General features: G+C 44.9%; 30 protein-coding genes and 1 pseudogene. 29 read left to right on the forward strand and 2 right to left on the reverse strand.

The genetic code is table 11. From position 1 onward, the window contains the following. The first annotated feature begins 97 nt into the window (after positions 1-97). Positions 98-183: pseudogene (locus E0F88_RS07320) on the forward strand. Positions 184-336: 153 nt separating this feature from the next. On the opposite strand, the gene E0F88_RS07325 reads toward E0F88_RS07320, so the two are convergent. Beyond that, positions 337-537 (reverse strand): hypothetical protein, encoded by a 201-nt coding sequence (locus E0F88_RS07325; RefSeq protein ID WP_131957558.1) that lies wholly within the window; start codon positions 535-537, stop codon positions 337-339. Positions 538-685: 148 nt separating this feature from the next. Between E0F88_RS07325 and E0F88_RS07330 the strand changes: the two genes are divergently transcribed. From E0F88_RS07330 to E0F88_RS07345, 4 genes are all read left to right on the forward strand, one after another. Next, positions 686-937, forward strand: coding sequence for a hypothetical protein (locus tag E0F88_RS07330; RefSeq protein WP_131957559.1), 252 nt, complete (start codon positions 686-688; stop codon positions 935-937). A 160-nt stretch (positions 938-1097) separates the two neighbouring features. After that, on the forward strand, positions 1098-1577 hold the full coding sequence (locus E0F88_RS07335; protein WP_131957560.1) for a Lar family restriction alleviation protein: 480 nt from the start codon (positions 1098-1100) through the stop codon (positions 1575-1577). A 195-nt stretch (positions 1578-1772) separates the two neighbouring features. Then, positions 1773-2114, forward strand: coding sequence for a DUF551 domain-containing protein (locus E0F88_RS07340; RefSeq protein ID WP_131957561.1), 342 nt, complete (start codon positions 1773-1775; stop codon positions 2112-2114). Between the two features lie 157 nt (positions 2115-2271). Next, the gene (locus tag E0F88_RS07345) at positions 2272-2775 is read left to right on the forward strand and encodes a Lar family restriction alleviation protein (RefSeq protein ID WP_131957562.1); all 504 of its coding nucleotides are present in this window, start codon (positions 2272-2274) and stop codon (positions 2773-2775) included. Between the two features lie 14 nt (positions 2776-2789). Here E0F88_RS07345 and E0F88_RS07350 read toward each other — a convergent pair whose 3' ends face one another. Beyond that, a complete protein-coding gene (locus tag E0F88_RS07350) occupies positions 2790-3713 on the reverse strand; it encodes a hypothetical protein (protein WP_131957563.1) in 924 nt (307 codons plus the stop codon). 627 nt (positions 3714-4340) lie between these two features. Between E0F88_RS07350 and E0F88_RS07355 the strand changes: the two genes are divergently transcribed. The 24 genes from E0F88_RS07355 (at position 4341) to E0F88_RS07470 (ending at position 22340) form a co-directional block, all read left to right on the forward strand. Next, positions 4341-4580, forward strand: a complete 240-nt coding sequence (locus E0F88_RS07355) for a hypothetical protein (protein WP_131957564.1) — start codon at positions 4341-4343, stop codon at positions 4578-4580. Next, on the forward strand, positions 4567-5847 hold the full coding sequence (locus tag E0F88_RS07360; protein WP_131957565.1) for a PBSX family phage terminase large subunit: 1281 nt from the start codon (positions 4567-4569) through the stop codon (positions 5845-5847). Before E0F88_RS07355 ends, E0F88_RS07360 begins: the two co-directional genes overlap by 14 nt. Before the next feature lie 62 nt (positions 5848-5909). Further along, a complete protein-coding gene (locus E0F88_RS07365; protein WP_131957566.1) occupies positions 5910-7253 on the forward strand; it encodes an anti-CBASS protein Acb1 family protein in 1344 nt (447 codons plus the stop codon). After that, entirely contained in the window at positions 7253-7537 is a 285-nt protein-coding gene (locus E0F88_RS07370) for a hypothetical protein (RefSeq protein ID WP_131957567.1), read from the forward strand. The genes E0F88_RS07365 and E0F88_RS07370 overlap by 1 nt, the downstream gene beginning before the upstream one ends. Further along, a complete protein-coding gene (locus E0F88_RS07375) occupies positions 7537-9327 on the forward strand; it encodes a phage head spike fiber domain-containing protein (RefSeq protein ID WP_131957568.1) in 1791 nt (596 codons plus the stop codon). Before E0F88_RS07370 ends, E0F88_RS07375 begins: the two co-directional genes overlap by 1 nt. Further along, positions 9324-9599, forward strand: a complete 276-nt coding sequence (locus tag E0F88_RS07380) for a hypothetical protein (RefSeq protein WP_131957569.1) — start codon at positions 9324-9326, stop codon at positions 9597-9599. Before E0F88_RS07375 ends, E0F88_RS07380 begins: the two co-directional genes overlap by 4 nt. A 64-nt stretch (positions 9600-9663) precedes the next feature. Then, positions 9664-9849, forward strand: a complete 186-nt coding sequence (locus E0F88_RS07385) for a superinfection immunity protein (RefSeq protein WP_131957570.1) — start codon at positions 9664-9666, stop codon at positions 9847-9849. After that, a complete protein-coding gene (locus E0F88_RS07390; RefSeq protein ID WP_131957571.1) occupies positions 9846-10808 on the forward strand; it encodes a phage head morphogenesis protein in 963 nt (320 codons plus the stop codon). Before E0F88_RS07385 ends, E0F88_RS07390 begins: the two co-directional genes overlap by 4 nt. Continuing rightward, positions 10801-11847: a hypothetical protein gene (locus E0F88_RS07395; protein WP_131957572.1), complete on the forward strand. Its 1047-nt coding sequence runs from the start codon at positions 10801-10803 to the stop codon at positions 11845-11847. Before E0F88_RS07390 ends, E0F88_RS07395 begins: the two co-directional genes overlap by 8 nt. Before the next feature lie 6 nt (positions 11848-11853). Continuing rightward, on the forward strand, positions 11854-12306 hold the full coding sequence (locus E0F88_RS07400; RefSeq protein ID WP_131957573.1) for a capsid cement protein: 453 nt from the start codon (positions 11854-11856) through the stop codon (positions 12304-12306). Positions 12307-12320: 14 nt separating this feature from the next. Next, positions 12321-13379 carry a major capsid family protein gene (locus tag E0F88_RS07405; protein WP_131957574.1) on the forward strand — a complete coding sequence of 353 codons (1059 nt, stop codon included), beginning with the start codon at positions 12321-12323 and terminating at the stop codon, positions 13377-13379. Between the two features lie 15 nt (positions 13380-13394). After that, positions 13395-13730 (forward strand): hypothetical protein, encoded by a 336-nt coding sequence (locus tag E0F88_RS07410; RefSeq protein WP_131957575.1) that lies wholly within the window; start codon positions 13395-13397, stop codon positions 13728-13730. 15 nt (positions 13731-13745) lie between these two features. Next, entirely contained in the window at positions 13746-14315 is a 570-nt protein-coding gene (locus E0F88_RS07415) for a DUF4054 domain-containing protein (protein WP_131957576.1), read from the forward strand. Beyond that, on the forward strand, positions 14312-14848 hold the full coding sequence (locus tag E0F88_RS07420) for a phage virion morphogenesis protein (RefSeq protein WP_131957577.1): 537 nt from the start codon (positions 14312-14314) through the stop codon (positions 14846-14848). The genes E0F88_RS07415 and E0F88_RS07420 overlap by 4 nt, the downstream gene beginning before the upstream one ends. Next, positions 14845-15216: a hypothetical protein gene (locus E0F88_RS07425; protein WP_131957578.1), complete on the forward strand. Its 372-nt coding sequence runs from the start codon at positions 14845-14847 to the stop codon at positions 15214-15216. The genes E0F88_RS07420 and E0F88_RS07425 overlap by 4 nt, the downstream gene beginning before the upstream one ends. Continuing rightward, positions 15209-15769, forward strand: coding sequence for a hypothetical protein (locus E0F88_RS07430; protein ID WP_131957579.1), 561 nt, complete (start codon positions 15209-15211; stop codon positions 15767-15769). The genes E0F88_RS07425 and E0F88_RS07430 overlap by 8 nt, the downstream gene beginning before the upstream one ends. Before the next feature lies 1 nt (position 15770). Further along, complete coding sequence (locus E0F88_RS07435) at positions 15771-17255, forward strand: DUF3383 family protein (protein ID WP_131957580.1); 1485 nt, start codon at positions 15771-15773, stop codon at positions 17253-17255. Positions 17256-17264: 9 nt separating this feature from the next. Next, positions 17265-17720 (forward strand): hypothetical protein, encoded by a 456-nt coding sequence (locus E0F88_RS07440; protein WP_131957581.1) that lies wholly within the window; start codon positions 17265-17267, stop codon positions 17718-17720. 148 nt (positions 17721-17868) lie between these two features. Further along, a complete protein-coding gene (locus tag E0F88_RS07445; protein ID WP_131957582.1) occupies positions 17869-18288 on the forward strand; it encodes a phage tail assembly chaperone in 420 nt (139 codons plus the stop codon). Between the two features lie 174 nt (positions 18289-18462). Continuing rightward, complete coding sequence (locus tag E0F88_RS07450) at positions 18463-19251, forward strand: NUMOD3 domain-containing DNA-binding protein (protein ID WP_262709864.1); 789 nt, start codon at positions 18463-18465, stop codon at positions 19249-19251. Then, positions 19248-20261, forward strand: coding sequence for a hypothetical protein (locus E0F88_RS07455; RefSeq protein WP_131957584.1), 1014 nt, complete (start codon positions 19248-19250; stop codon positions 20259-20261). Before E0F88_RS07450 ends, E0F88_RS07455 begins: the two co-directional genes overlap by 4 nt. Next, positions 20258-21145 (forward strand): phage baseplate protein, encoded by an 888-nt coding sequence (locus E0F88_RS07460; RefSeq protein ID WP_131957585.1) that lies wholly within the window; start codon positions 20258-20260, stop codon positions 21143-21145. Before E0F88_RS07455 ends, E0F88_RS07460 begins: the two co-directional genes overlap by 4 nt. Beyond that, complete coding sequence (locus E0F88_RS07465) at positions 21142-21477, forward strand: phage baseplate plug family protein (RefSeq protein WP_131957586.1); 336 nt, start codon at positions 21142-21144, stop codon at positions 21475-21477. Before E0F88_RS07460 ends, E0F88_RS07465 begins: the two co-directional genes overlap by 4 nt. After that, a complete protein-coding gene (locus tag E0F88_RS07470; RefSeq protein ID WP_131957587.1) occupies positions 21474-22340 on the forward strand; it encodes a baseplate hub protein in 867 nt (288 codons plus the stop codon). The genes E0F88_RS07465 and E0F88_RS07470 overlap by 4 nt, the downstream gene beginning before the upstream one ends. Positions 22341-22353: the final 13 nt, after the last annotated feature.

Raw genomic sequence — 22353 nt, forward strand, 5'->3', positions numbered from 1 at the left:
GCGCTTTCCGGCCAGCGTAATGACCGGAACCTTTCTTGATGTGTCGTGTGTGCTTGTCGCACTATAAGCGCCTAGGTGGGCAGCACGGCACTTCTGGACAGGTCAGTAGCTCAATGGATAGAGCAAGGGTTGCGCAACATAAACTTTGACCGTGGTTGTGGGTTCGAATCCCACCTGCCTGTTCTTCAATTCGGTTCCAACTTATACCTTTCGACTTGGCGGTGAGTAACAAGTAATAGCGGCAATGCCAAACGAAGCGAACCCGTACATTTGAATGTCGCCCGAATGGTCAAGGAGTAGTTGGGTAATTATAAAACTCCAAATTGTCGCTGCTCACTATCCGACCCGCCGAAGATTACACCCCTGCAAAGCCTCTATCTGCCCGTTAAGCTGCCCGTGAATGCGATGAAGTGCTTTTCTGGTATCAGCATCAAGACAAGCCTCAATACATACCTCCAGACCGTTTAAATCCGCTTTTAGCTTGGCAATACGCCGTTCATTCATTTCTCGTGTGAGTGCGTAAGAGTTGTAATACATGGTGTCCTTTCACTGGTTGGACCAATTTGTAGACAGCTACAAAATGGTTATTTCAAAATAATATCAGAAAATGATTAAATAAGTATTGACCATACAATCATTTCAGGATAAGGTATAGCCAAGATAAACCAACGAATGGAATTTATAAATGACTGATTTCAAAGAAGCACTGGATGAATTTACCGATGATGCTAGGTGCTGTAACGAATGCGGTGGCCACGATTTTAATTTGTCCGATAATGCATCTGAAACCATCCGCAAAGCCCTGTTGATCTGCTCCCGACTACAGGAAGAGCCGAGTGATTTAATGTTTAAATCATGTGAGAACCTTGATACGGAACCCGGATTTGGTGAAGTTTTCAAAGCAATGACCCAACAACTTATGAAGGAGTGCGAATAGATGAAGAACAATATTTTAACAATCATAGCGATGATAGGTCTTTTTGGTGGAGCTTGTTGCCTCATCCTGTTTTTATTTTTTCCGCATAATCTTTTCTTGTTAGGTGCAATCTTTGGTATCCCTGTATTTGTATTAAGCGCCACAGCCATCGAGGTAAAAAATGACCGATAAACCAGACCTGTTGCCTTGCCCGTTCTGTGGTGGAGGATCAATGATAATTGAACCCTATGATAACTCCTCAAAGTATGTTCTTTGCCAAGGTTGTAGTGCTATGGGTTCAATAAAAGATACCGTCGAAGAAACAATAGCAGCATGGAACACCCGAACCGCCGCACCATTGCCAGAAGATAAGCAGAAGGCTTTGGATTGGTGGAATGAATTTACTGACGGTGGAGCAGGCCCACACGATGAAACAATCCGCGCATCATTACAAACGCCATCCGAAAGTGACAACGCCGCTCTTCAATCTGTAATAGATCAATTACAAAAACAGGCTGATGCACTGGCAGAGGCTTTGAGATACGTTCCTGATCCGGCTTTTTATTCTGAAAGCGTTTTGAATAAAGACCTAACAGTCTGGTTTGAAAAAACACGCCGTGAAGCACTCGCCAATTACAACAAGTTCAAACAGGGGGAATAAGATGGACGCGAAGTACATAAAAATATGTTGGATAAACCCATGGACAGGAGAAAACATCTTGGGGGATGCATTTTACTCATACAGAAAAAATCGTATGGCGTCTGGTTTTTATAGGAAGTCTGCCATGGCTTTGAAAGAAGTAGCCAAGCAGTACACTGGTGCGTTGACACCAAAATTGAAAATTGAGGTTATTAAATGACCCATTTAACAAAGACACGGCTGGAAACAATTGTAACCAGATTGCGAAGAGGTAATTTTTATGAGGATTATGATGCTGCTATCGATAATATTAAATATCTACAAACCCTGATAGACGCTAAGACAGCACCCACATGGCAGCCAATTGAAACTTGTAATCAAAGCCCGTGCATTGTTTTTTATGATGGCGATGTTGGGGAAGCTGACAATAGACGCTTGCAATACGATCACTACGAAAAAGATGAATGGTGGTGGGCAAACTTAGACAGCGAATACGGCGATAAAATATACCCAACCCACTGGATGCCCCCACCAACCCCACCGGAGAAAAGCGAATGACCTATTTAATGCTTACCAATTACAATGATGGAAAATCAGAAGTTCTTTATCACGGGGATAATCTGTCAAACTGTATAAAAGCCTACTGTGAACATCATTGCAATGGATTCCGATTGCAGATGTGGGATAACGAAACACTTGTAGAGGAATTAATGAAATGACCGATCAATCAAAACCCACCACTGAATTGAAGCCGTGCCCATTTTGCGGCGGTCAACCAGCGGGATATAAACAAGAACACGTTTATGCACCAAAGACCGCAATTGAAAGAGGTGGTAAATTATACAAACCAACAATGTCTATCAGTTGCACTTGCGGACTTCAAATAACTCGTGATGCAGACCTTGAAGAAAAATACGGGGAAAAATCTTACGACATCATTCATAAAGCATGGAATACTCGAGCTGATCTGGTTCCAGCAGCACCCACAGGCGATAAGGCTGCTGCTTTACGGAGAGTCATGATGGCGCTGGCTACAAACGGCATTCGCTATGATGGTTTGAAAAAAGACCGTGAAACGCTTCAAGCCGCCTTACAGGAGAACACAGCACCAGACGATCTGGTCAATGCTTTGGAACACGCACATTGTGAAACTAATCAAAGGTACGGCTACGTTGAGGGCTGGAATGCTGCACTTTTCAAACACTTAGGGAATAAGTGATCTTCCCTAAATCGCTATGAGTTCTTGAAGACTTGTAAAACTTCTACTTTTATTCGTATAGAATTACAAACAAAGCTGAGGACAACAAAATAACCTAGTGTAATTGCTCCCTTTTCAATCGGTTGTAAATCTGTGCTGAAGATTACTTCCATTGCTGCTATTAGGGGGAAAAGAAATAAGGTTAATATAGTTAGGAAAGTTGCCATTACCCCCGGAAACAATCCGACCCAAGGAAATGACTTAAGCGTTTCTTTATCTGCTATGGTTGTTAATGATGTTGCGTGACGTATTAGGGTCAAAATGTATAGTAAAATCAATAATTCAATTGCAGGAGCAATAATGGGCATATGTTTTGCTGAAACCGAATAACCGAATAAATTTGCATCCGAATCAGGTAACTGATCGTAAGCTTTTACCTGGGATTCTAGTTCATTTACAGCGTCATTTAAGGTCATGTTTTTAACAAAATTCCAAGATGTTGAAAAATCCGAATCGTCAGCCACAAGTGAGAAGCCGTTTTTATAATTATCAATTAGCATGCTCAGTGAATCACGATTGACGATATTGTAATGTGGATCCGCAGGCTCACCACCGAAAACAAATAAAAATATTGCCGAATTCATCAAGCTATCCTTTTGATTGCTAGATGAATCTTCAATCCTTTCCCATTCACTAACCAAATTGTAGATAGAAGAAATTTCTGCATTACTGAATCTCTCCAAAATATTTTCTCCGGAAGAAATTGGCTGATTAATACTATCTACAATGCTCATACCTCGCACGGAAGGCACATCCGTAGCAAAATCATGGAGAAATGACTTGGTTAGTGAGTATGGATTTTCTTTAGGTTTTACTGACAATGAGAACAAAAAGCCTGCTGCACAAATTAAGATTAGGATATTGTGGAAGTTGCGAATTGATTCAAGTGTTTCTTTCATTGACTTTTAACGCTTTGAGGATTATGCTTTAAAGCTAGTCAAATACCGGAAAAGATACCAGTAAATAGCTATAATGGATTTATTCCAAAATTATGGAATAGTTCCACGTGAAGCAAATACTTGACCCAATGGAATAATAGTGATGGGCTTGGACTATGAGAAACCTCCTTCGTAAAGTGCCATAAAAAAATCCCCATCGGACATTCCGAAGAGGATTAAATTGTATTATATCAATATTCTATATGAATATGTTCAACAAAAAAATGGGGCTGCAAATGTACAAATATTGAGGCATTTTTTTTTGAATTTCCTCATATTTTATTTTCTCAATCTCAAATTCTGACAACTCTATTTTTCCCCTTTTAAACCACCACCAAAAGGCAGCAACTAACAGCGCTGGAAACCAAAAGAGGTTGTTCAGCTTGTCCGATGCTTCAATTATGTAGTCTAATGTTGTCATTTCTTATACTTGTCTAATTCTCAAACTAAATCTGAATGACTGAAGTTCCAAAACCAGCAATAACTTGTTGACCACTAAACAAAACATGGCTACAATGAGTAATTGCTAAACCATAATGAAAAGCAAATAATAGATAAAATTGTATCTATAATAGAAGGAAATAGACAATGCCAAAGGGCGTTAAGACTGGGGGACGTAAGAAAGGTGTAGCCAACAAGGTTACTGCCGAATTGAAGGATATGATTCTCACGGCGCTGGATAAAGCCGGTGGCGTTGATTACCTGACAACCCAAGCCAATAAAAGCCCTGCCGCATTTCTGACGCTGATTGCCAAAGTTCTTCCTTTACAGGTTACTGGCAGTGGTGGTGGGCCTTTACAGGTTCAAATCCTTGATGACATCACTTAGGCGCGTCAAGCTTTCCGATAATATTGCCCCTGTATTTGCGCCTGTTCATCTAGCAATTAAAGAAAACGCATTCTCATCTTTCTGGCTAAAGGGTGGCCGGGGAAGTACAAAGTCCTCATTTGCTGCCATTGAGATTATCACCGGACTTATCCGTGACGGTACTGCAAACGCTCTGGTACTGAGAAAGGTGGGTGATACCATCCGTACATCGGTGATGGAGAACCTTCTTTGGGCAATTGAGAAGCTGGAAGTTGAAGAATACTTCCGACACACCCAAGCCCCGCCAGAGATTACTTACCTTCCCACCGGACAGAAGATCATCATGAAAGGGCTGGATGACCCTTTAAAGCTCAAATCCATCAAGATCAAAAAAGGGTATTTCAAATACCTATGGTTTGAGGAAGCCGCCGAGTTTAACGGGATGGAGGAAATCCGTAACGTAGAACAGTCCGTCCTTCGTGGTGGTGAGAAGTTCGTTGAGTTCATCACCTACAACCCTCCGAATGACCCTTCCGCATGGGTGAATAAGGAATGTGAAATGCCAGTCGATGACAGGATGGTGCACACATCCACATATCTGGACGTTCCCCCTGAATGGCTTGGCGGTAAGTTTATCCGTGATGCCGAGACACTGAAACGCAATGACCCGCTTAAATACGAGCATGAATACATGGGTGTTGCCGTTGGCCGTGCAGAGCAGATTGTATTCCATGGTAAGTGGAAAGAGAAGGAGTTTGACCATCCGTCACCGTACGATATATACCAATCCCGCTTCTTTTATGGCGCTGACTGGGGCTTTGCCAATGACCCCACCACACTTGTAAGCTGTTTTATCAAACTGGAGAACGGGGAAAAGAACCTGTATATTGAACATGAAGCCGGAGGCGTAGGGGTGGAGCTGGATGAGATACCCCAGTTATTTGATAGTGTGCCTGATAGCCGCCGTTGGAAGATTTACGCTGATGCTGCCCGGCCGGAGACAGTCAGCCACTTGAAGAAAAGGGGCTTTAACACCGAATCAGCCCCCAAATGGTCTGGGAGCGTTGAAGACGGTGTAGAATATCTTCGTTCATTCAATACGATCTACATACACCCCCGTTGCCGGAAGACAATCGAGGAGTTTATGAAGTATTCGTTTAAGGTTGACCGTAATACCAAAGAAATCCTTCCTGTGATTGTGGACGCTTGGAACCACTATATTGATGCCCTCCGGTATGCTCTGGGTGACTACATTAAGAACAATGTAACCATTTGGGATGTGTTGTGATTTGCGCTTGCTGCCATGTTCGCAGTGTGCTATCGTTCTGATATAATTAAACAGGGTTCCCGATGAGCGATACTTCCACTCTTGCCGTTTCTGATGAATTCCGTAATTCGCTTACGGATTTAACCACGAATTTAGGCAACGATTTCAGGAACAAAGCTCAATTAAGCTCACCCGCGACATTCTATTATAACACCCGGCAGCATCTTGTTTCCAATAACCGTGGTCTGCTTTCATGGCTTTACGTTGAGCTGGGGATTGTCCAGACGCTTATCGACCAGCCTGTTGATGATGCGTTCCGGCATGGTATTGAAATCCTCTGTCCACAGTTGGACGAGACTGACATTGCCACATTACAAGACTATCTCCGTACATCCGGTGCAATGGCTGCTGTCATCCAAGCCCGTAAGTGGGCGCGTCTGTTTGGTGGTGCTGGTACTCTTATTATCACAGACCAAGACCCTGCCAGACCGTTGACCATTGAGCGTATCAACGAAAATTCCCCTATGCAGTTCCGTGCCGTTGATATGCATGAGCTGTACGGGAATTACGACCCACAGGAAATGACCCGCTACCAGTTAAGCACAACCACACCATTCCAGTACTACGGTATTCAGGTTGACCCTTCCCGAGTGTATGTTGCCAAGGGTAAAGAAGCCCCTGCAATGGTACGCGGTAATCTGCGTGGCTGGGGTATGTCCGAGGTAGAACGCCTTGTCCGTTCATTGAACCAATACCTAAAATATCAGGATGTTGTGTTTGAATTGATGGACGAAGCCAAGGTTGATGTTTATAAGATTCAGGGATTTAACCAGTTGCTTGCAATGGCTGGAGGTACTGAAAAAGCTACCATCCGCTTGCAGGCAGCGAACATGATTAAGAATTACATCAATGCGCTGGTAATGGATAGTGAAGACGACCACGAGCAAAAGACAATGAGCTTCACGGGTCTTGCAGATATGCTCCCTCAAATTCGTATGGGCATTGCAGCAGACTTGAAAATCCCGATTACCAAGCTGTTTGGTGTTTCGGCTGCCGGGTTCAGCTCTGGTGAAGATGACATTGAAAACTACAACTCAATGATTGAAAGCGAAATCCGCTATAAGGCTCATGACGAGATCATTTCAATCCTTAAACTGTGCTGCCAGAAGCTATTCGGGGTTGTGCCGGACGGCCTTGAAATTAAGTGGCCGTCCCTTCGTATCATGTCTGCCGAAGAACAGGAAAAGATCAAAGACTTCCAGTTTAACCGTATAATGAAAGCCCAGCAAATGGGAGTCATGTCGGATATTGAGGCTAAGAAAGCCATCAACACCGCTGGATTACTGCCGATTACAATTGTTGAAACAGAAGTCAATTACGCCGCCGAGCGTGAAAAAGATGAAACCATTGCCCAAGGGGACAAATAATGCCGTTGAAGCCAAACCAAGTCACAATCCTGCCAAACACACTTTATGAGGTTACCGGAAGCGGTTACAGCGTTGATGCCATCGCTCCGAATATCGAGGTGATTGGTGGCTCAGTCGGTATTTACGGCTCACAGGTTCAGCCAGGCACAGCCCCGACAGGCATGTATCAAACTGCCACGGCATTTACGGGTATTGATTACTTTGTGGCTATCCCGAATTACCTATATGTTTCCGGCACCGCTACTTCTATTGTCGTCACCGGATTACTCGTTAAGGCTGTTTAATGGCTGAATTTGCACAATCAGGTTTGTTTGGAAAAGTAGGCTTGTTCTGCCAAAAGGGTCTGTTTTGGCAAAAAGGGCTGTTTGGCAACAAGACAGGAAGTGGCCCGTTCTCAGATGCAGTGATGCGGATGAACTTCGCAGGCCCGGAGAGCGCGGCGCTTAACGGCGTGTCAGCTACCCGTCTGGGTGGTTCTATGCGCTATAATGCGCAGGGTTTCCGTGAATACGCACCTGAAAACCTTTTGTTTCGTAGTAACGAATTTAGCAATTCTGCGAATTGGGATGTGGCAGGCGGCTCAACAACAAATAATGTAGCGATTGGCCCTTATGGAGGCATGACCGCCTCTAGGTTTACTCCCGCTGTTCTCGGCCAGCCGCCTAGCGTAACAGGGAGTATAAACCGAAAATATCAGCAAATCACTGTTGCAAATACCGTTTTTACGAACAGTATTTGGATTAAGACAGATGTTGTTGATACGGCTGTCGCTATTCATGTTGTGGATGCTCAAAGTGACATTTCAAGAGCTGTAACAAATGCAGTCTCAACAGGAACTTGGCAGCGCATTTTCGTTACAGGCATGACTCAAGCCAGTGGAGTAGGTGGTGTCCGATTGCTATTTGCATCAACCGAAGCTGTATTAATAGCTGATGCACAATGTGACAGATCAGCTATTCTTCGTCCATATTTCCGCACAACAGCGGACGCTTTTTTCAAACCCCGTGCTTTTGAAAATCAAACCTACAACCCCACAACATTACAACCTGAAGGTTATCTTTGGGAAAATTCTGCAACCAATCAATGCCTTCAATCCAACAACCTAGCTGTCTCTCCGTGGGGCAAAGTCGATACAACGATCACTTCAAATGTCCGTATGGGTGCTTCTGGTCAATTGGATATGGATTTAATTACCGAGGGTGCCACTGGTAACTCGGAAATCGTACAGGCATTGACGCTTGTTGCTGGGGAAACAAAGGCAATTCACTTTGATGTTGCCCGAGGGAGCCACGACTGGATCAGGATTCAGATATACAATAACAGTTTTACTGCTGCTGTCACATACTGGTTTAACATGGCTACAGGTCTATTCGGAACAATTGCCCAAGCTGGCACCGGATTGTCTATGGCCACTCCTTATGCGGTCTGGCACCCAGCGTCACAACTATGGAGAGTTTTTACCTTCACTTATCTAGATGCAAGCTCCACAAGTGGTAATGTTTATATAGATGCTGCCGCTTCTAATGGTGCAGCCACTGGTATTCCAAACTCAACCCGCTATCAGGGATGCCACCAATTCGAGGCTGGAATCAATGCATCCAGCTACGTTGCTACTGGCACGACACAGGTCACCCGTGTGACAGATGTTTGTCTAGGAACCACGCCATGGTTTAATGCACTGGAAGGAACCTTCTATATTTCTGTACAAACTGATGCAAACAATGCTGGTTTTGACTCGTTATACCTAGGTGCTTCCGCTGCTGAACGTATGACGGTTAGATTGAAAGGCTCATCAAATACAACAAACTCTTTCGGTATCTCTGGCAATGTCAGTCAATATGATTTTGCATTTGCTCCTTTTGTGAAAGATACCGTCTACAAGGTGGCGCAGTCATACAAAGCCAATAGTTTTGCTGCTTCTAGAAATGGTTCTGTTGTTCAGACAGATGCCTCTGGTACGGTTTCAACGGCAAACCAGATAATTATTGGCGGTGGCGCTCCACAACGTATCAAAGAGATTGCTTACTGGAACACACAAAAACCCAATGATTTCCTGCAACAGGTGACAACATGATTCACTACCTGAAATTCAGCACCCAAGCGGCTATGAACACAGCAATGGCTCCATACAAGGACGCAGATGGAAGATTTATTCAAGCACACGGGCGTTCTATTGACGTGGTGGGGCAGATAGTCATTCCAGCGGTGATTGATATTTTAACACTGGCTGTCATTACGCTTCCAATTACCAAATCCGGCTGGCATGTGAATTGGACGGGTGACCTTCCTGAAAATCTTGTGCAATATGAAGTTATTCCAGAAACGCCGTACAGAGTGAACTTGTGATTTTTGTTTATTTCGCCGCCTCACTTGTGATACCATGCCTTTTCATTCAAACAAAGGTTTTACAATGTCAGTATGGTTAGCCCTATTTATCTATTTCTTTCCAACGCTTATCGCGTTTTTCAGAAGCCACAACAACATTATGCCGATATTCCTGATTAACCTGCTCACTGGCTTGTCTGGTCTGGGTTGGTTATGGGCTTTGGTATGGTCGTTCACCGATAACACCAAGGCAGTCAGAGTGTATGCTTGAAGACATTACGGCCAATTATCCTTAGAAACTCATATTTTGAGGACATTGAGAAGGAAATCAACGGTATTTGGTATCGCTGGATATATGGCCGACTGTTAAAGATCATTGACACAATCGGCAAGAAAGAGCTTCAAAACTCTGCCACGGATGCCCTTTACGATGCTTTGGCCTATGGACGACTGGACTACGATGCCGGGGTAATCTCCAGAAATACGAATGCCGCCATTCTAAAAATCCTCCGGTCAATCGGTGCAAAGTATGATGGAAGATCTGAAACATGGAAAGTTGACAGTCTGCCCCCGAAGTACAGTATGGCCGTTGCCGCTGCTGATAGTCGTTACCAAGCGCTGAGACAGTCAATTATCCGTGTGCTGGATGATGCCAGTATCACCGCCGCTATGTCTGAGGTAGGGATTGAAACGTCATTTTACGACACAATCAACCGGACAGAGGCGCAGTTTCAAGAGACAGTCAAATCAATCCGCATTCCCACGGTACTCACTTATGAAGACAAGATACGGCTTGCTCGTCAATGGACTGGTAATTTGCAGCTTTATATCAAGAAATGGAGCGATACGAATATTCTTGACTTACGTCAGAAAGTATTGAGTAATGTAGTAGCTGGACAACGCTTTGAAAATCTGGTAAAAACAATTGAAGGCAACTACGAAGTTTCTAAAAACAAAGCCCGATTTCTTGCTCGTCAGGAAACAAGCCTTGCAGTTAGCAGCCTACGACAACAGAGATACGCAGATGCCGGAATTACACGATACAGATGGTCAAGCAGCGAAGATGAGCGCGTCCGTCACAGTCACAAAGAATTGAACGGAAAGATATTTGACTTCAGTAATCCTCCCATCTCAGGTGAAAACGGCCAAACAGGTAACCCCGGTGAGCCATTTGGTTGTAGATGTGTTGCCATTCCAGTACTTCCGGGAGACGAGTTTATAAATGACTGAACTTAGTAACGCCTCCCAGCATGCCAAAACCTATTATTGCCGTCACATGACCCCCGGAGTTGTCGGGTATCGTGGTATGAACGTCTATATCCCCCTTGACACTATTAAGGCCATGGCTCCTTCTTTCGATGGCAAGCCCGTATATATTGACCACCGTGATATTGAACTGGAGAACATCCAGGACGAAGCAGACGGTTACGTCACGCAAACATTCTTTCTGCCGGAAGACGGTTGGCTATGGTCAAAAGTCCTGATGATTTCTGACAAAGGTATCCGCGAGATGGATTCCGGCAAGTCAATTAGTAATTCTCACCGCCCGATAGAGTGGGGGGATGCTGGTAAATATCTGAACATCCCATATCAAAAGAGCGTCAAATCCAGTGTATTCACACATCTGGGTATTGTTGACGACCCGCGATATGAAGATGCAAAAGTGTTCACGCCTGAACAATTCAAGAACTATAAAAAAACCCTTGCAGATCAATCAAATGAGTTGCACAATAGTAAAAACCACGGAGTAAAACGAATGCTTAACCTATTTAAAATGAAACGCGAAGCCGTTGAGACAGTTGACACTGACACGATGGTTGAGCTTCAAAACGCAGCGGGTGAGACTGTTGCCATGTCTATTGGTGATATGGTCAAGGCCGTTGAAGAAAAGACTGCCGCTGACATTGCCGCAGAAGAAGCCGCGAAAGTGGTTACCGAACAAGAATTAACTAATACCAAAGAAGTTGAAGTGGACGGCGTTAGAATGCCTGTTACTGACTTAGTTGCCAAATACAAAGAGCTGCAAAATGCCAAGGATGAAGCTGATAAAAAAGCTACTGACGAAGCCGCTCAAAAAGCCCTTGCTGATGCTGCTGCTCAAAAGGTAGCTGATGAAGCCGCCGCCAAGGCCGCTGCCGAAGGTCAAAAACATTTCGATGCACTAAACAATGCAAACGAAAAGGATAATGTTGACACCATCATCATCCAAACATCCTCGGACAAAGCCGCTATTGGTCAGTCTCGTTACGGTTCTAGCACACAGGAGTAATAGAACATGCCTACATTAAACGATTTCGCCCTTGCACCCGTACAAGGTTTGATGGACTTACAAGTTCCGGGTACTGTTATCGAAGTTCAAGTTGACACGACAGTTTCCACACCGCTTATTCCGGGTCAAGCCGTTAAGCAGTCCGTAGCTGTTACAACTGGTCTTCCAAAGGTTGTTGCCCTAACTGCCAACACTGATAAAATCTTAGGATTTGTCCCTTACAACTCAGTTTTCGGAACCTTCGCTGCAAGCAAAGTAACTGAACTGGCGATGGATAACTCAGTAATGTGGATGACAGCCGGTGCCGCGATTGCCGCTGGTGCAAGCCTTGAATACGTGTACACAACGAACCGTGTCATCACATCCGCTGGCTCTAACACTAAAATCGGTCATGCTTTGAATGGTGTTGCCGCTGCTGGTGACCTTGTTCGCGTCCGCATCATCTCTCCAATCGTTTAATAGGAACCCTCCAAATGAAACAAACTATCCTAGACGCTAATGGCAAGCCGATCCAGTTAACACCGGGTCAGCAAGCGTATGCCAACAACATGCAACGCAAGCTTGAAGCTGAGTTGGGTACAGGTACAGAACTGCAAAACGCTTTGGGCGGTGATATTAGCTTCACCACTCTGACACAGGTTCAATCCCGTATCATTCAGCAAAAGTTCTACACATTTGCCCCTGCTGACTACGTGCCTATCCGCGTAGGCTCCGGTGACTATGCTACAAACCTTCTGACATACAAAGAGTATGCAATTGCTGGTGGCTTTGAGACTGGTCTTATCAATGATGGTTCAAGCATGGCCCGTTTGGCCGATGTTGACGCTGGTATTGATTCCCAGTTGGTTCCAGTCGTTGGTTGGGCCAAAACAATTACCTACTCCCTGCCACAGCTTGCTTTCGCTTCCCGCCTAAGCCAAGGCAACTGGGATTTGGTAGAAGCCAAAGAACGCGCCCGTAAGCGTGATTGGGATTTGGGTATCCAGCGTGTAGCATTCCTAGGATTGCCAAGCAACCCCGGTATCAATGGTCTTTTGACTATGCCGAACATCACAGCCAACACTTCAGCTATGACAATTCGTCTAAGCTCGATGACTGCGGCTCAATTGGCTGCTTTGCCGGGTACTTTGCTGAGCGCATACCAAACACAATCAAACTACACAGCCTATCCTGACCGTTTTGTCATTCCACAAAGTGACTTTAATGGCTTGGCTGCACCAACGAACCCAGACTTCCCAATGGTCACACGTTTGACACAGTTGGAAACAGCGTTCCGCGCAGTAACGATGAACCCTAACTTCAAAATCTTGCCATCTCCTTACGGCGATCAGGCATTGAATGGCTTGGGCAAAAACCGTTACATCCTGTACCGTTATGACATGGATACATTGCGTATGGACGTTCCTGTTGATTACACCCCGACTGCTTTGGGTTCAATCAATGGCTTCCAGTTCCAGAACGTGGCCCACGCTCGTTTCACAGGTGTTAATGCGTTCCGTGAACGTGAAATCCTGTATTTCGACTTCACTTAAACCTTGGAGATAACCATGACTGCAAAACTACTCAACAAGGGCCAGCGCATCTTTCAGATTGAGGGCGGTGACTTCGCTCCAAATGAAGTTGTGTCTGTTTCCAAAGAATTGGCTGCAAAGCTTGTGTCAATGTATCCTGATGAGATTTATGATCTTGAAGCACATGCAAAAGACATGTCTGACAAGGCAAAAGACTTGGCAACTACTGAGCCGAAATCTCTTGAAACCTCAAAAGAGACAGAGACCGCTGCTGAGAAAAAAGCTCGTTTGAAAGCTGAAAAGGACGCTGCTGATGCCGCTGCCGAAGCTGCTACAAAAGAGACAGAGACCGCTGCCAAAAAAACTAAATAATTAAGGATAAATCCCGTGGATTTAAGCACAATCACAGTTGATGATTTCAAGAGCTTGTTTTCACGGGATTTTCCATTTCTACCGACTTTGGTTAATACCAAAACATATAAGTTAGGCGCTGTTGTTTATTACACGCCGACCGAGACATTTTATACATCCCTTGCAAATTCGAATACCGCCCTGCCAACTGACGTTACAAAGTGGTCAGTCAATGCGGATGAGGACATTAATGATTATGTGTCCGACACCGATATTACCCGCGCCATGGCTGAGGCACGTATCATTTTCAACCAAGACTTATTTGGTGACGATGACACTATTAAGATGATGTACCTGTACCTGACAGCGCATTTTCTGGTCAATGACATTCGCACAGCCGGAAATTCCTTTGGTGGAGCTTCGTACAGCGTAGCCAGCAGATCAGTAGGAAATGTTTCCGAGAGCTATGCCATACCCAAAGCCTATGCTGATAATCCGACATATTCATTCCTAACCCAATCCGGTTATGGGACTAAGTACCTTACCCTTCTCATCCCACGCCTGATAGGTGGTGTTTCTTGGGTAGCAGGTGCTACACGGCCATGAGAAAAGAAAAGGGCGTATACATTGACCTTTCCAAGCTTGCAAACCTTCGTAAAAAGCTGGGAACTGAATTGGTGGCAAAGGTTGGTATTATGGGTTCTGATGCAACCGCGCTCCATAAAGAATCCGTTACAAAGTACAACACTGAAACCGGAAAGCCTTATAAGACTGCCGGGTCATCCACTTATCTGACCAATGCCGAGCTGGGTGTTATTCATGAGTTTGGCAGCGCCAGCCGTAATATTCCTATCCGTTCCTTTCTCCGTATGCCTTTGATGGAAAAATCTAAGGAGATCGTGAAAATGCTGGGCAATAAGGATGTGATGGATTTAATCAAAAAGGGTGAAGTCGTTCAAGTGTTTCGCTTGATTGGATTGAAGGGTGAGCAGATCGTTGACCGGGCATTCCAGACACAAGGCTTCGGACATTGGCCTGCTTTAAAACCACAGACAGTTGATGCAAAGGGTTCATCCAGCCCACTTATTGACACAGGACAGTTGCGCCGCTCTATCACAAGCACGGTGGACAAGGCATGAAAAAGCTAAGTCAGTTGTCCGGTATGCCACAAATGAAAGCCGCCTTTACCGGGTGGACACAGAAAATCACATTCAAACTGATAACCCAGACCGTTGTTGATGGCTTTGTCGTGGACAGTGAAAAGACCGTTGTTTTTAACGGTACTATCCAACCTTTAAGTGCCGAGGAAGTTATCCTGAAACCAGAGGGTCAACGCTTCTGGGAGTGGCTGGACGTACATGTAATGGGCACGACAGTTCCTTTGCGAAACAATGACCGTGTAAGCTATAACGGCACCCTTTACAAAGTGATGGCATCGAAAGATTACAGCCTGAACAATTACATGGAATTTCATATAGTCCGCGATTACGAGGCTGGCAATGAATAGCCTTGCCGAGCAAATCATCATTAATATTCTAACGGCTGAAATGGGTTTAACTGCCGATCAAATTTGGATACGCGACCAAAACAAAGTCATGCCCAAGGATAAAAAACTGTATGTCATTGTCGGGATGGTAGATTCACAACCGTTCTCAATTACGCGTGAGACCTATTCCGTTCCCGCTGGTATGATGGAAGTTCAAAAGGTCATCACCCGCGAGAATATACAGATTGACATTCTTTCCCGTGACACATCGGCCATTCTTCGCCGTTACGAAATACTTGCCGCTTTGAAGTCCATTTATTCCCAGCAACAACAGGAACTGAACAGCTTTAAAATCTATGGTTTGCCCATGAGTTTCGTTAATTCAAGCGATGCCGAGGGAAGCAGCCAACTGAACAGATTTTCTGTAGTAATCCCTTGCCACATCTGGTATCGTAAGGAAAAATTACTTACCGGATACGACTACTACAATGATTTCGATACCCGCGTTGATGACGATAAATCCATCGAAACACCAACTGGTATCATTGAGTTTAATATAACAGAGGACGCTTAAAATGGCCGGAGAAATCCCAGTACAGAATATCATTAACGTATCCATTACGAATACCCCTTCCGGTCTGACAGAAAAGAATGTCAATAGCTTGGCATTGTTCACGACAGAGCAGCCAGCCAATCCGGGTACTTTCGGAAGCTATGGGATTTACATTAATCCATCACAGGTTGCCACTGATTTTGGTACAGCCAGCGTTACGGCTCAAATGGCAAATGCAGTATTTGCACAGTCTCCCAATTTGCGTACAGGTAATGGCCGTCTGGTTATTCTTCCTTTATTGGCCTCTGTCTCTGCTACCGCTGGGAAGTTTACAACAACTGCCATCAATGCGAACATTGCCAACTTTGCCGCTGTTTCAAACGGTGATGTGAGAGTAACAATCAATACGATTGCTTACAACCTTTTGGGAATGAACTTCACAGGCGTTCAAACGCTTGCCGACATTGCCGCCGTTATTCAGGCAAAGCTTCCGTTTGGTATCGTCACAGCCGTTGGTAACACGCTTGTCTTCAGCAGCAAAAAGGTTGGTACGACTTCAACAGTTGCTCTTGCGGCTGCCACTGGTGGTACTGGTACAAGCTTAATCACAGCCACATATCTAAACTCCACGGCAGGTGCTGCTCTTGCTGGTGTGAATGCATCCGGTGAAACAATCACCGCAGCTATCGCCCGTACAAGCGGTTCAGTGGCTTATGTCGGTGTAATGTCCAATCTTGATCTGGAAGACGCTGTTATTACAGCCAATGCCACAGCAATTCAAGCTATGGATAGAATGTACTTCCAACACGGAGGAAGTCAGGAAGATATTTCAGGTATCGCCCTTTCGGTTAAAAACGCCGGACTGGATAAAACCCGTATTCTGGTTTACGCCCAAGGCGCAGCACAAGCCAATTTGATGAAAGCAGCTTATGCCGGACGCGCTTTGTCTGTAAACTTCACAGGCAGCCAAACAGCCCAGACAATGCATTTGAAGCAATTGGCGACTATTGTTCCTGATACAAACATTACACAGACGTTGTATGACGCTGCCGAGATTAGCGGTGCAGACATTTATGTGTCTATTGACGGTGTGCCTTGTGTCATTTCCAACGGTGGTAACGACTTCTTTGACAATGTTTACGCTGATCTGGCTTTAAAGTTCGCTTTGGAAACCGCTGGCTTCAACTATCTACGCCAGACAAATACAAAGGTTCCACAGACAGAGCCGGGCATGAATGGCTTGAAAAACGCCTATTCTCAGGTTGTAGAACGCTTTGTAAGAAATGGCTCTATCGCCCCAGGTTCATGGACTTCATCCGAGAGATTTGGCGACCCAGAGATTTTCGATGAGAATGTCTTGAACCGTGGCTACTATGTTTACAGCCTGCCAATCACACAGCAATCCGCACCTGAACGCGAAGCCCGTAAAGCTCCTTTGGTTCAAATCGCGGTTAAACGTGCCGGAGCAATCCACACCTCAGACGTTATCGTCAACATCAATAACTAGGAGTAAATCATGGCTACCAATACAATTACAGGCGAAGACACTCTGGTTATTTATGACCGCGTTCTGACTGATATGGCTGACGGTGATGTTTCAACTATCACCTTCCCGAATGACCTAGTTACCATGAAAACAGGGAAAAACGGTAATACGATCTTTTTCAAGAATGCCAACGGTATTAATGCTGAAGCTGTTATCCGTGTGAACAAGGGTTCCAGCGATGACCGTTTCCTGCAAGGTAAACTTGACGCCCAACAGCGTGATTTTGCTTCGTCCTCCCTCGCGGCAGGCTCGTTTGTAAAGCGTCTTGGTGATGGTCAGGGTAGTGTTGTCAGTGAAGTGTATGTCATGGGTGGCGGTGTCATTTATAAAGGCGTTGAATCCAAAGACAACGTGGAAGGTGATACTACCCAAGCCGTTTCTGTTTATAACATGCGCTTCGCCCAAGCGGTACGGAGCATGCAATAATGGATGAAGTCACCATTAAAAAACTGGAAAGCTTGACTATCCTTGTGAAGGTTTCAAAACAATTCCGTATCCGTGCGTGGCTGGCAATCCCATTCCTGAAATTGGCCGCTATAATTCTTGGCGGGAAAGCAACAGTGGAAATCAGCTAATGGAACAACTCACCGTACCGTCAGGCGCTAAGGTTGTCATGGATATTGCTTCATTTGAAGATGCCATGGCTCTTAAAAACGCTGTTGAACGTGAAATCAAAGAAGCCAAGTTATCAATTAACCTTGCCGGGGTTTCATCCACATCCGATCTGGATATTGGCGAGTTTCTGACCATGGCGATGGCCGTTGACAGCAGCGCTGAAGTAAACCGCTGTTTAATGAAATGCCTGATGCGTTGTACTTATAACGGCGAGAAGATCACAGCCAATACCTTTGAACCGCGTGAATGCCGTCAAGACTACATGCCGATTATGATGCAGTGCATGAAGGATAATCTGACAGATTTTTTCAAGCCGCTGGTTTCAAAGTTGTTCGGCCTATCGAGCATTCAAAGTACAAACACCCAGAAACAAGAATAGATAATCTGGCGTTATTTTACTGTTTGAAACTGGCTAAAATAGGTTACTATGGTGGCAATCCAGATGCAATCATGCAAGCGCCATATAGGACTGTTTTGAATATATTGGCCTATGAACGCTTTGAAAATGAGTACACTGACACTTTTACTGCGCTGAATAAGCCGGGAGTTTAATTTGCCAATTGGGTATGTTTACTACATCAGAAACATGAAAAATGGCAGAGCTTATGTTGGTTCCCATTGCAAACCCGTATTTAACAAAAACTATTGGGGCGGTGGTGACAATATCAAGAAAGCAATCAAGATTTACGGGAGGGATAACTTCAAGCGTAAAGTCCTTTATTGGGCAGATACCTATGAGGAGTTGCTTTTAAAAGAAACCCATTACATTACAATGCTTTTTGATAAAATTGGAGCGCAGGCTTATAATATCGCACGGGACGCAGTAGCTGCAATGCGTGGAAGAAAGCACTCTGAAAGTACAAAGCTCCTGTATAGCCAGACCCGAATGGGTGAAAATAATTCCATGTTCGGAGTTTCCATGTCAGGAGCTAAGAACGGCATGTATGGTAAAAACCATACAGAAAAAACCAAGAAGATTATTTCCGAGAAGCTATCTCTTAATAGAGGCGAAGACCACGGCAACTATGGCAAGGTACGCTCCAAATACACCATCAATAAGATCTCTTCATCTAAAAAGGGGAAGATCACCCCGCAAAGCCCTGACGATACTTTCAATGTTATTCATTCAGAAAAGAGAATGTTTTATATTGATTGCCCTTCTTACATACAGAATATCATTTCTTCATACAGGGCTGGAGTTTGGCAAAAGCAAAAGACGGTAATTTCTAATATTAATCGAGTATGCGAATATTTTGATTGTCATCAGTTTTATGATACACTACTTGAAATGTACGCCCCAAACAAAGATTATTATAAGAATACAGTAGGTTGCCAAACATGAATGTGGGTTCAATTTTCGTAGCCCTCGGCTTCAAAGTCGATGACAAGAACCTTAAACAGTTTGATGGTGGTATTCGTGGCCTAAGCAGCAACATGCTTGCCGCCGTTGGTTCAATCACAGCCGGGCTTTATGCGCTGGATAGATTTGTTGAAAGCAGCACAACCGCCGCCGCAAAGATTGCCAATATCGGGGAGCAGACCGGATTAGGCACCACAGAACTGCAAAAGTTCGCATATGCCGCAAACAACGCAAATTCCGCTTTTAGCTTTGATAGTGCTTTGTCTGGTCTGGCAAATCTCCGGAAATCCATTTACGACATTCAAATGGGAAAAGGGAATAATTCCGCTTGGAATATTCTGGGTATCGACCCTACTGGAAAAGACATTGAACAGATTATCAACGAACTTGCCGAGAAAACCAACGGCATGGACCGCGCTCGCGCAACTGATCTTTTAAACCAGACAGGGTTAGGCGGGGATTACCTCAAACTTCTGCAAGAAATCTACCAAAACCCGAACTACGTTAATCAAACAGGCTTGCCGCTGGCTATTTCACCAGATGATTTGGCGACATTGGCAGAAGCTGACCGCCTGTTGAATAATATGTGGAAGAATCTAAGCCTAATGAAAAGCCAAGCAACCGTCAGCCTCTTTAAATGGGCAGAAGGTTTAGGTGACCCCAGATACGAAAACAACCGCGTTCAGGAAGTCAAAGACTGGTGGGAGTTCGTCAAAGAAGGCGCTGGAAATAAAGTTGATGGTGGCGTTAACTGGCTGAAAGAGATGGCACAGCCGGAAGCGGATATCCCTTTTGAGGACACCCTGCTTTACAAAGGTCTTAAAAACTCCCTTAGTTTCTTGGAAGAAGCTGATAGGAATGTCCGTACAGCACAGGGCGACACAAACGTAACGATCAATGTCAACGGTGTTCAAGACCCGGACGCAGTTGGTGAAGCGGTTCAACGTCACATCCAAGAAGCGCAAGACCAGCGCCCAGCGAGGTTACCATGAATATTTCCGGTTTCGTTGATTCGTTCAGCAAATACATTGTCCGTCCGATCAATGCTTTCGGCCTTGGCGGGTTTGTGTTTGACATTGCCAATGACACCACGGTATTGCTGACAAACGAAATCACAGACCATTACACCGAAGACAACAGCACGATTCAGGATCACATTGCCGTTAAACCCAAACGTGTGACTTTGAGTACGTTTGTCGGTGAGTTGGTGCACAGAACCGATGGTAACACCGATACCGTTCTGCAAAACGTGACCCAGAAGCTGACAATCCTAAGTGATTATCTGCCGAAGTTGAGCGCCGGAGCCACACAGCTAAAATCAGTTTTCGAGGGTAAAAACAAGCTTGATACACTGACAGGGATTGGTGTGAATAACATCGTTGATCTTTGGGCAACCGTGAAGAACCTGACCCCGCCGACCCAGCGCCAGCAACAAGCCTACATGTATTTCAAAGCATTGGCCGAACAGAAGATCATTGTCAGCCTGCAAACCCCTTTTGAATACATGGCAAATATGGCGATTGAATCCGTTACGGCCGTACAAAGCGGGGATAGTGAATGGATAAGCGAATTTACCATTACTTTAAAAGAGATCCGCTACGCCAAAACCAAGACCGTAGCCTTTGACCGTTCCAAATACCGCAGTAAGTCAGGAGCATTGAACGGCACTACACCCGTGGGAGCTACGTCCGGCGCGGTTGGCCCTCAAAATAGAAACGGCGTACAGAATGCGCCCGTGACAAATAAGGGTAATGTTACTGGGAAGGTAATGACAAACAATGATATTAAAGCATTGTCAAATGACCCTATTTTTTTAGAGGTCTATCCGAAGTCTCCGGCATTGCCACCATCACTTCCGCTGAGTAACTTACAATGAAATTGATTGATGCCATTGATGCTAATGCAAAGCAGCGTTTCAACTTGATAGGTGAGAACGGGGAACGCATATCATTTTACCTGTTTTATCTTCCCACCCAGCAATCTTGGTGTTTCAATATCTCATTCAACGGTATTACTGCAAACGGTATCCAACTTGTGACCGGGGCTAATATCTTGCGAAACTTCCGCAACCGTTTCAGCTTTGGACTTGCTTGTATCAGCGAAGACGGACTTGACCCGTTTTACCTGACAGACTTTGCCACCGGACGCATAAAGCTTTACCTTCTTAATCAGGCAGACGTTGACCTGATAGAAACGGCTTTTGAATGAAGTTTGGACGACAGTACCGTCTAACACTTGAGATGGATGACGGCCAGCAAGCAATCATAATCGAGCCACCGTTTACCCTTCAATTCTCTGTTGAACGGAATGCCTTGGCAAGCCTTAACGCGGCTACGCTTATTATTTACAACCTAAGCGAAATCACCCGTGGACGGATTTTACATGATCGTTTCGATACGACAAAGCTTAGAACCGTCATTCTTGAAGTCGGCTATGAAACTCTGGCAACCATCTTTGTGGGTACAATTCGTTCTGCCGGGAGCATGAGACAAGGCTCAAATATCATCACAACAGTTATTGCTGATGATGGCGGGTTTGACACGACCAATACGTTAAGCTTTGAAACCATCCAAGCCGGGGCAACCATTGGCGATGTGGTGAAAACCCTGATTGGCGACTTCCCAAATGTCAACCAAGGCGTTGTCAGTGGGATGGATGCAAAACTATCCCGTCCCGTAGTACTGGATGGCAATACATGGGAGCAGATCAAAAAATATACGAAATTGAGCGCCTTTATTGACCTGAACAAAGTGCATGTGATTCAGGATAATGAGGTGATTATTGGTGAGTTGGATGTTATAGATTCCAGCACTGGACTGCTAGAAACGCCACGCCGTGAGGAAAGCTATCTTTCCGTCACAACATTACTAGAACCCAGAATTATAATTGGGCAAGCAATATCCCTTGAAAGCACAATTGCACCTGTATACAATGGGCAATATAAAGTTATCGGCGCAAGTCATCAGGGTATAATTTCCGAGGCAATCGGTGGTCAGTGCCAGAGCAGATTCAGCCTTTTAATGGGTAACCAACTATACGGGGCGTATAAAACAGTTGCAGAAACAAACTAGCAAATCCGGTTTA

The sequence above is a fragment of the Dyadobacter psychrotolerans genome (assembly GCF_004349265.1).
GTDB lineage: Bacteria > Bacteroidota > Bacteroidia > Cytophagales > Spirosomataceae > Dyadobacter > Dyadobacter psychrotolerans.

Coding starts and splice junctions, on each gene's coding strand:
- E0F88_RS07410 (WP_131957575.1), top strand. CDS start 13,395: ATGACTGCAAAACTACTCAACAAGGGCCAGCGCATCTTTCAGATTGAG.
- E0F88_RS07345 (WP_131957562.1), top strand. CDS start 2,272: ATGACCGATCAATCAAAACCCACCACTGAATTGAAGCCGTGCCCATTT.
- E0F88_RS07395 (WP_131957572.1), top strand. CDS start 10,801: ATGACTGAACTTAGTAACGCCTCCCAGCATGCCAAAACCTATTATTGC.
- E0F88_RS07355 (WP_131957564.1), top strand. CDS start 4,341: ATGCCAAAGGGCGTTAAGACTGGGGGACGTAAGAAAGGTGTAGCCAAC.
- E0F88_RS07365 (WP_131957566.1), top strand. CDS start 5,910: ATGAGCGATACTTCCACTCTTGCCGTTTCTGATGAATTCCGTAATTCG.
- E0F88_RS07370 (WP_131957567.1), top strand. CDS start 7,253: ATGCCGTTGAAGCCAAACCAAGTCACAATCCTGCCAAACACACTTTAT.
- E0F88_RS07335 (WP_131957560.1), top strand. CDS start 1,098: ATGACCGATAAACCAGACCTGTTGCCTTGCCCGTTCTGTGGTGGAGGA.
- E0F88_RS07465 (WP_131957586.1), top strand. CDS start 21,142: ATGAAATTGATTGATGCCATTGATGCTAATGCAAAGCAGCGTTTCAAC.
- E0F88_RS07385 (WP_131957570.1), top strand. CDS start 9,664: ATGTCAGTATGGTTAGCCCTATTTATCTATTTCTTTCCAACGCTTATC.
- E0F88_RS07440 (WP_131957581.1), top strand. CDS start 17,265: ATGGCTACCAATACAATTACAGGCGAAGACACTCTGGTTATTTATGAC.
- E0F88_RS07420 (WP_131957577.1), top strand. CDS start 14,312: ATGAGAAAAGAAAAGGGCGTATACATTGACCTTTCCAAGCTTGCAAAC.
- E0F88_RS07375 (WP_131957568.1), top strand. CDS start 7,537: ATGGCTGAATTTGCACAATCAGGTTTGTTTGGAAAAGTAGGCTTGTTC.
- E0F88_RS07350 (WP_131957563.1), bottom strand. CDS start 3,713: ATGAAAGAAACACTTGAATCAATTCGCAACTTCCACAATATCCTAATC.
- E0F88_RS07425 (WP_131957578.1), top strand. CDS start 14,845: ATGAAAAAGCTAAGTCAGTTGTCCGGTATGCCACAAATGAAAGCCGCC.
- E0F88_RS07405 (WP_131957574.1), top strand. CDS start 12,321: ATGAAACAAACTATCCTAGACGCTAATGGCAAGCCGATCCAGTTAACA.
- E0F88_RS07340 (WP_131957561.1), top strand. CDS start 1,773: ATGACCCATTTAACAAAGACACGGCTGGAAACAATTGTAACCAGATTG.
- E0F88_RS07380 (WP_131957569.1), top strand. CDS start 9,324: ATGATTCACTACCTGAAATTCAGCACCCAAGCGGCTATGAACACAGCA.
- E0F88_RS07435 (WP_131957580.1), top strand. CDS start 15,771: ATGGCCGGAGAAATCCCAGTACAGAATATCATTAACGTATCCATTACG.
- E0F88_RS07360 (WP_131957565.1), top strand. CDS start 4,567: ATGACATCACTTAGGCGCGTCAAGCTTTCCGATAATATTGCCCCTGTA.
- E0F88_RS07445 (WP_131957582.1), top strand. CDS start 17,869: ATGGAACAACTCACCGTACCGTCAGGCGCTAAGGTTGTCATGGATATT.
- E0F88_RS07470 (WP_131957587.1), top strand. CDS start 21,474: ATGAAGTTTGGACGACAGTACCGTCTAACACTTGAGATGGATGACGGC.
- E0F88_RS07455 (WP_131957584.1), top strand. CDS start 19,248: ATGAATGTGGGTTCAATTTTCGTAGCCCTCGGCTTCAAAGTCGATGAC.
- E0F88_RS07330 (WP_131957559.1), top strand. CDS start 686: ATGACTGATTTCAAAGAAGCACTGGATGAATTTACCGATGATGCTAGG.
- E0F88_RS07430 (WP_131957579.1), top strand. CDS start 15,209: ATGAATAGCCTTGCCGAGCAAATCATCATTAATATTCTAACGGCTGAA.
- E0F88_RS07325 (WP_131957558.1), bottom strand. CDS start 537: ATGTATTACAACTCTTACGCACTCACACGAGAAATGAATGAACGGCGT.
- E0F88_RS07400 (WP_131957573.1), top strand. CDS start 11,854: ATGCCTACATTAAACGATTTCGCCCTTGCACCCGTACAAGGTTTGATG.
- E0F88_RS07460 (WP_131957585.1), top strand. CDS start 20,258: ATGAATATTTCCGGTTTCGTTGATTCGTTCAGCAAATACATTGTCCGT.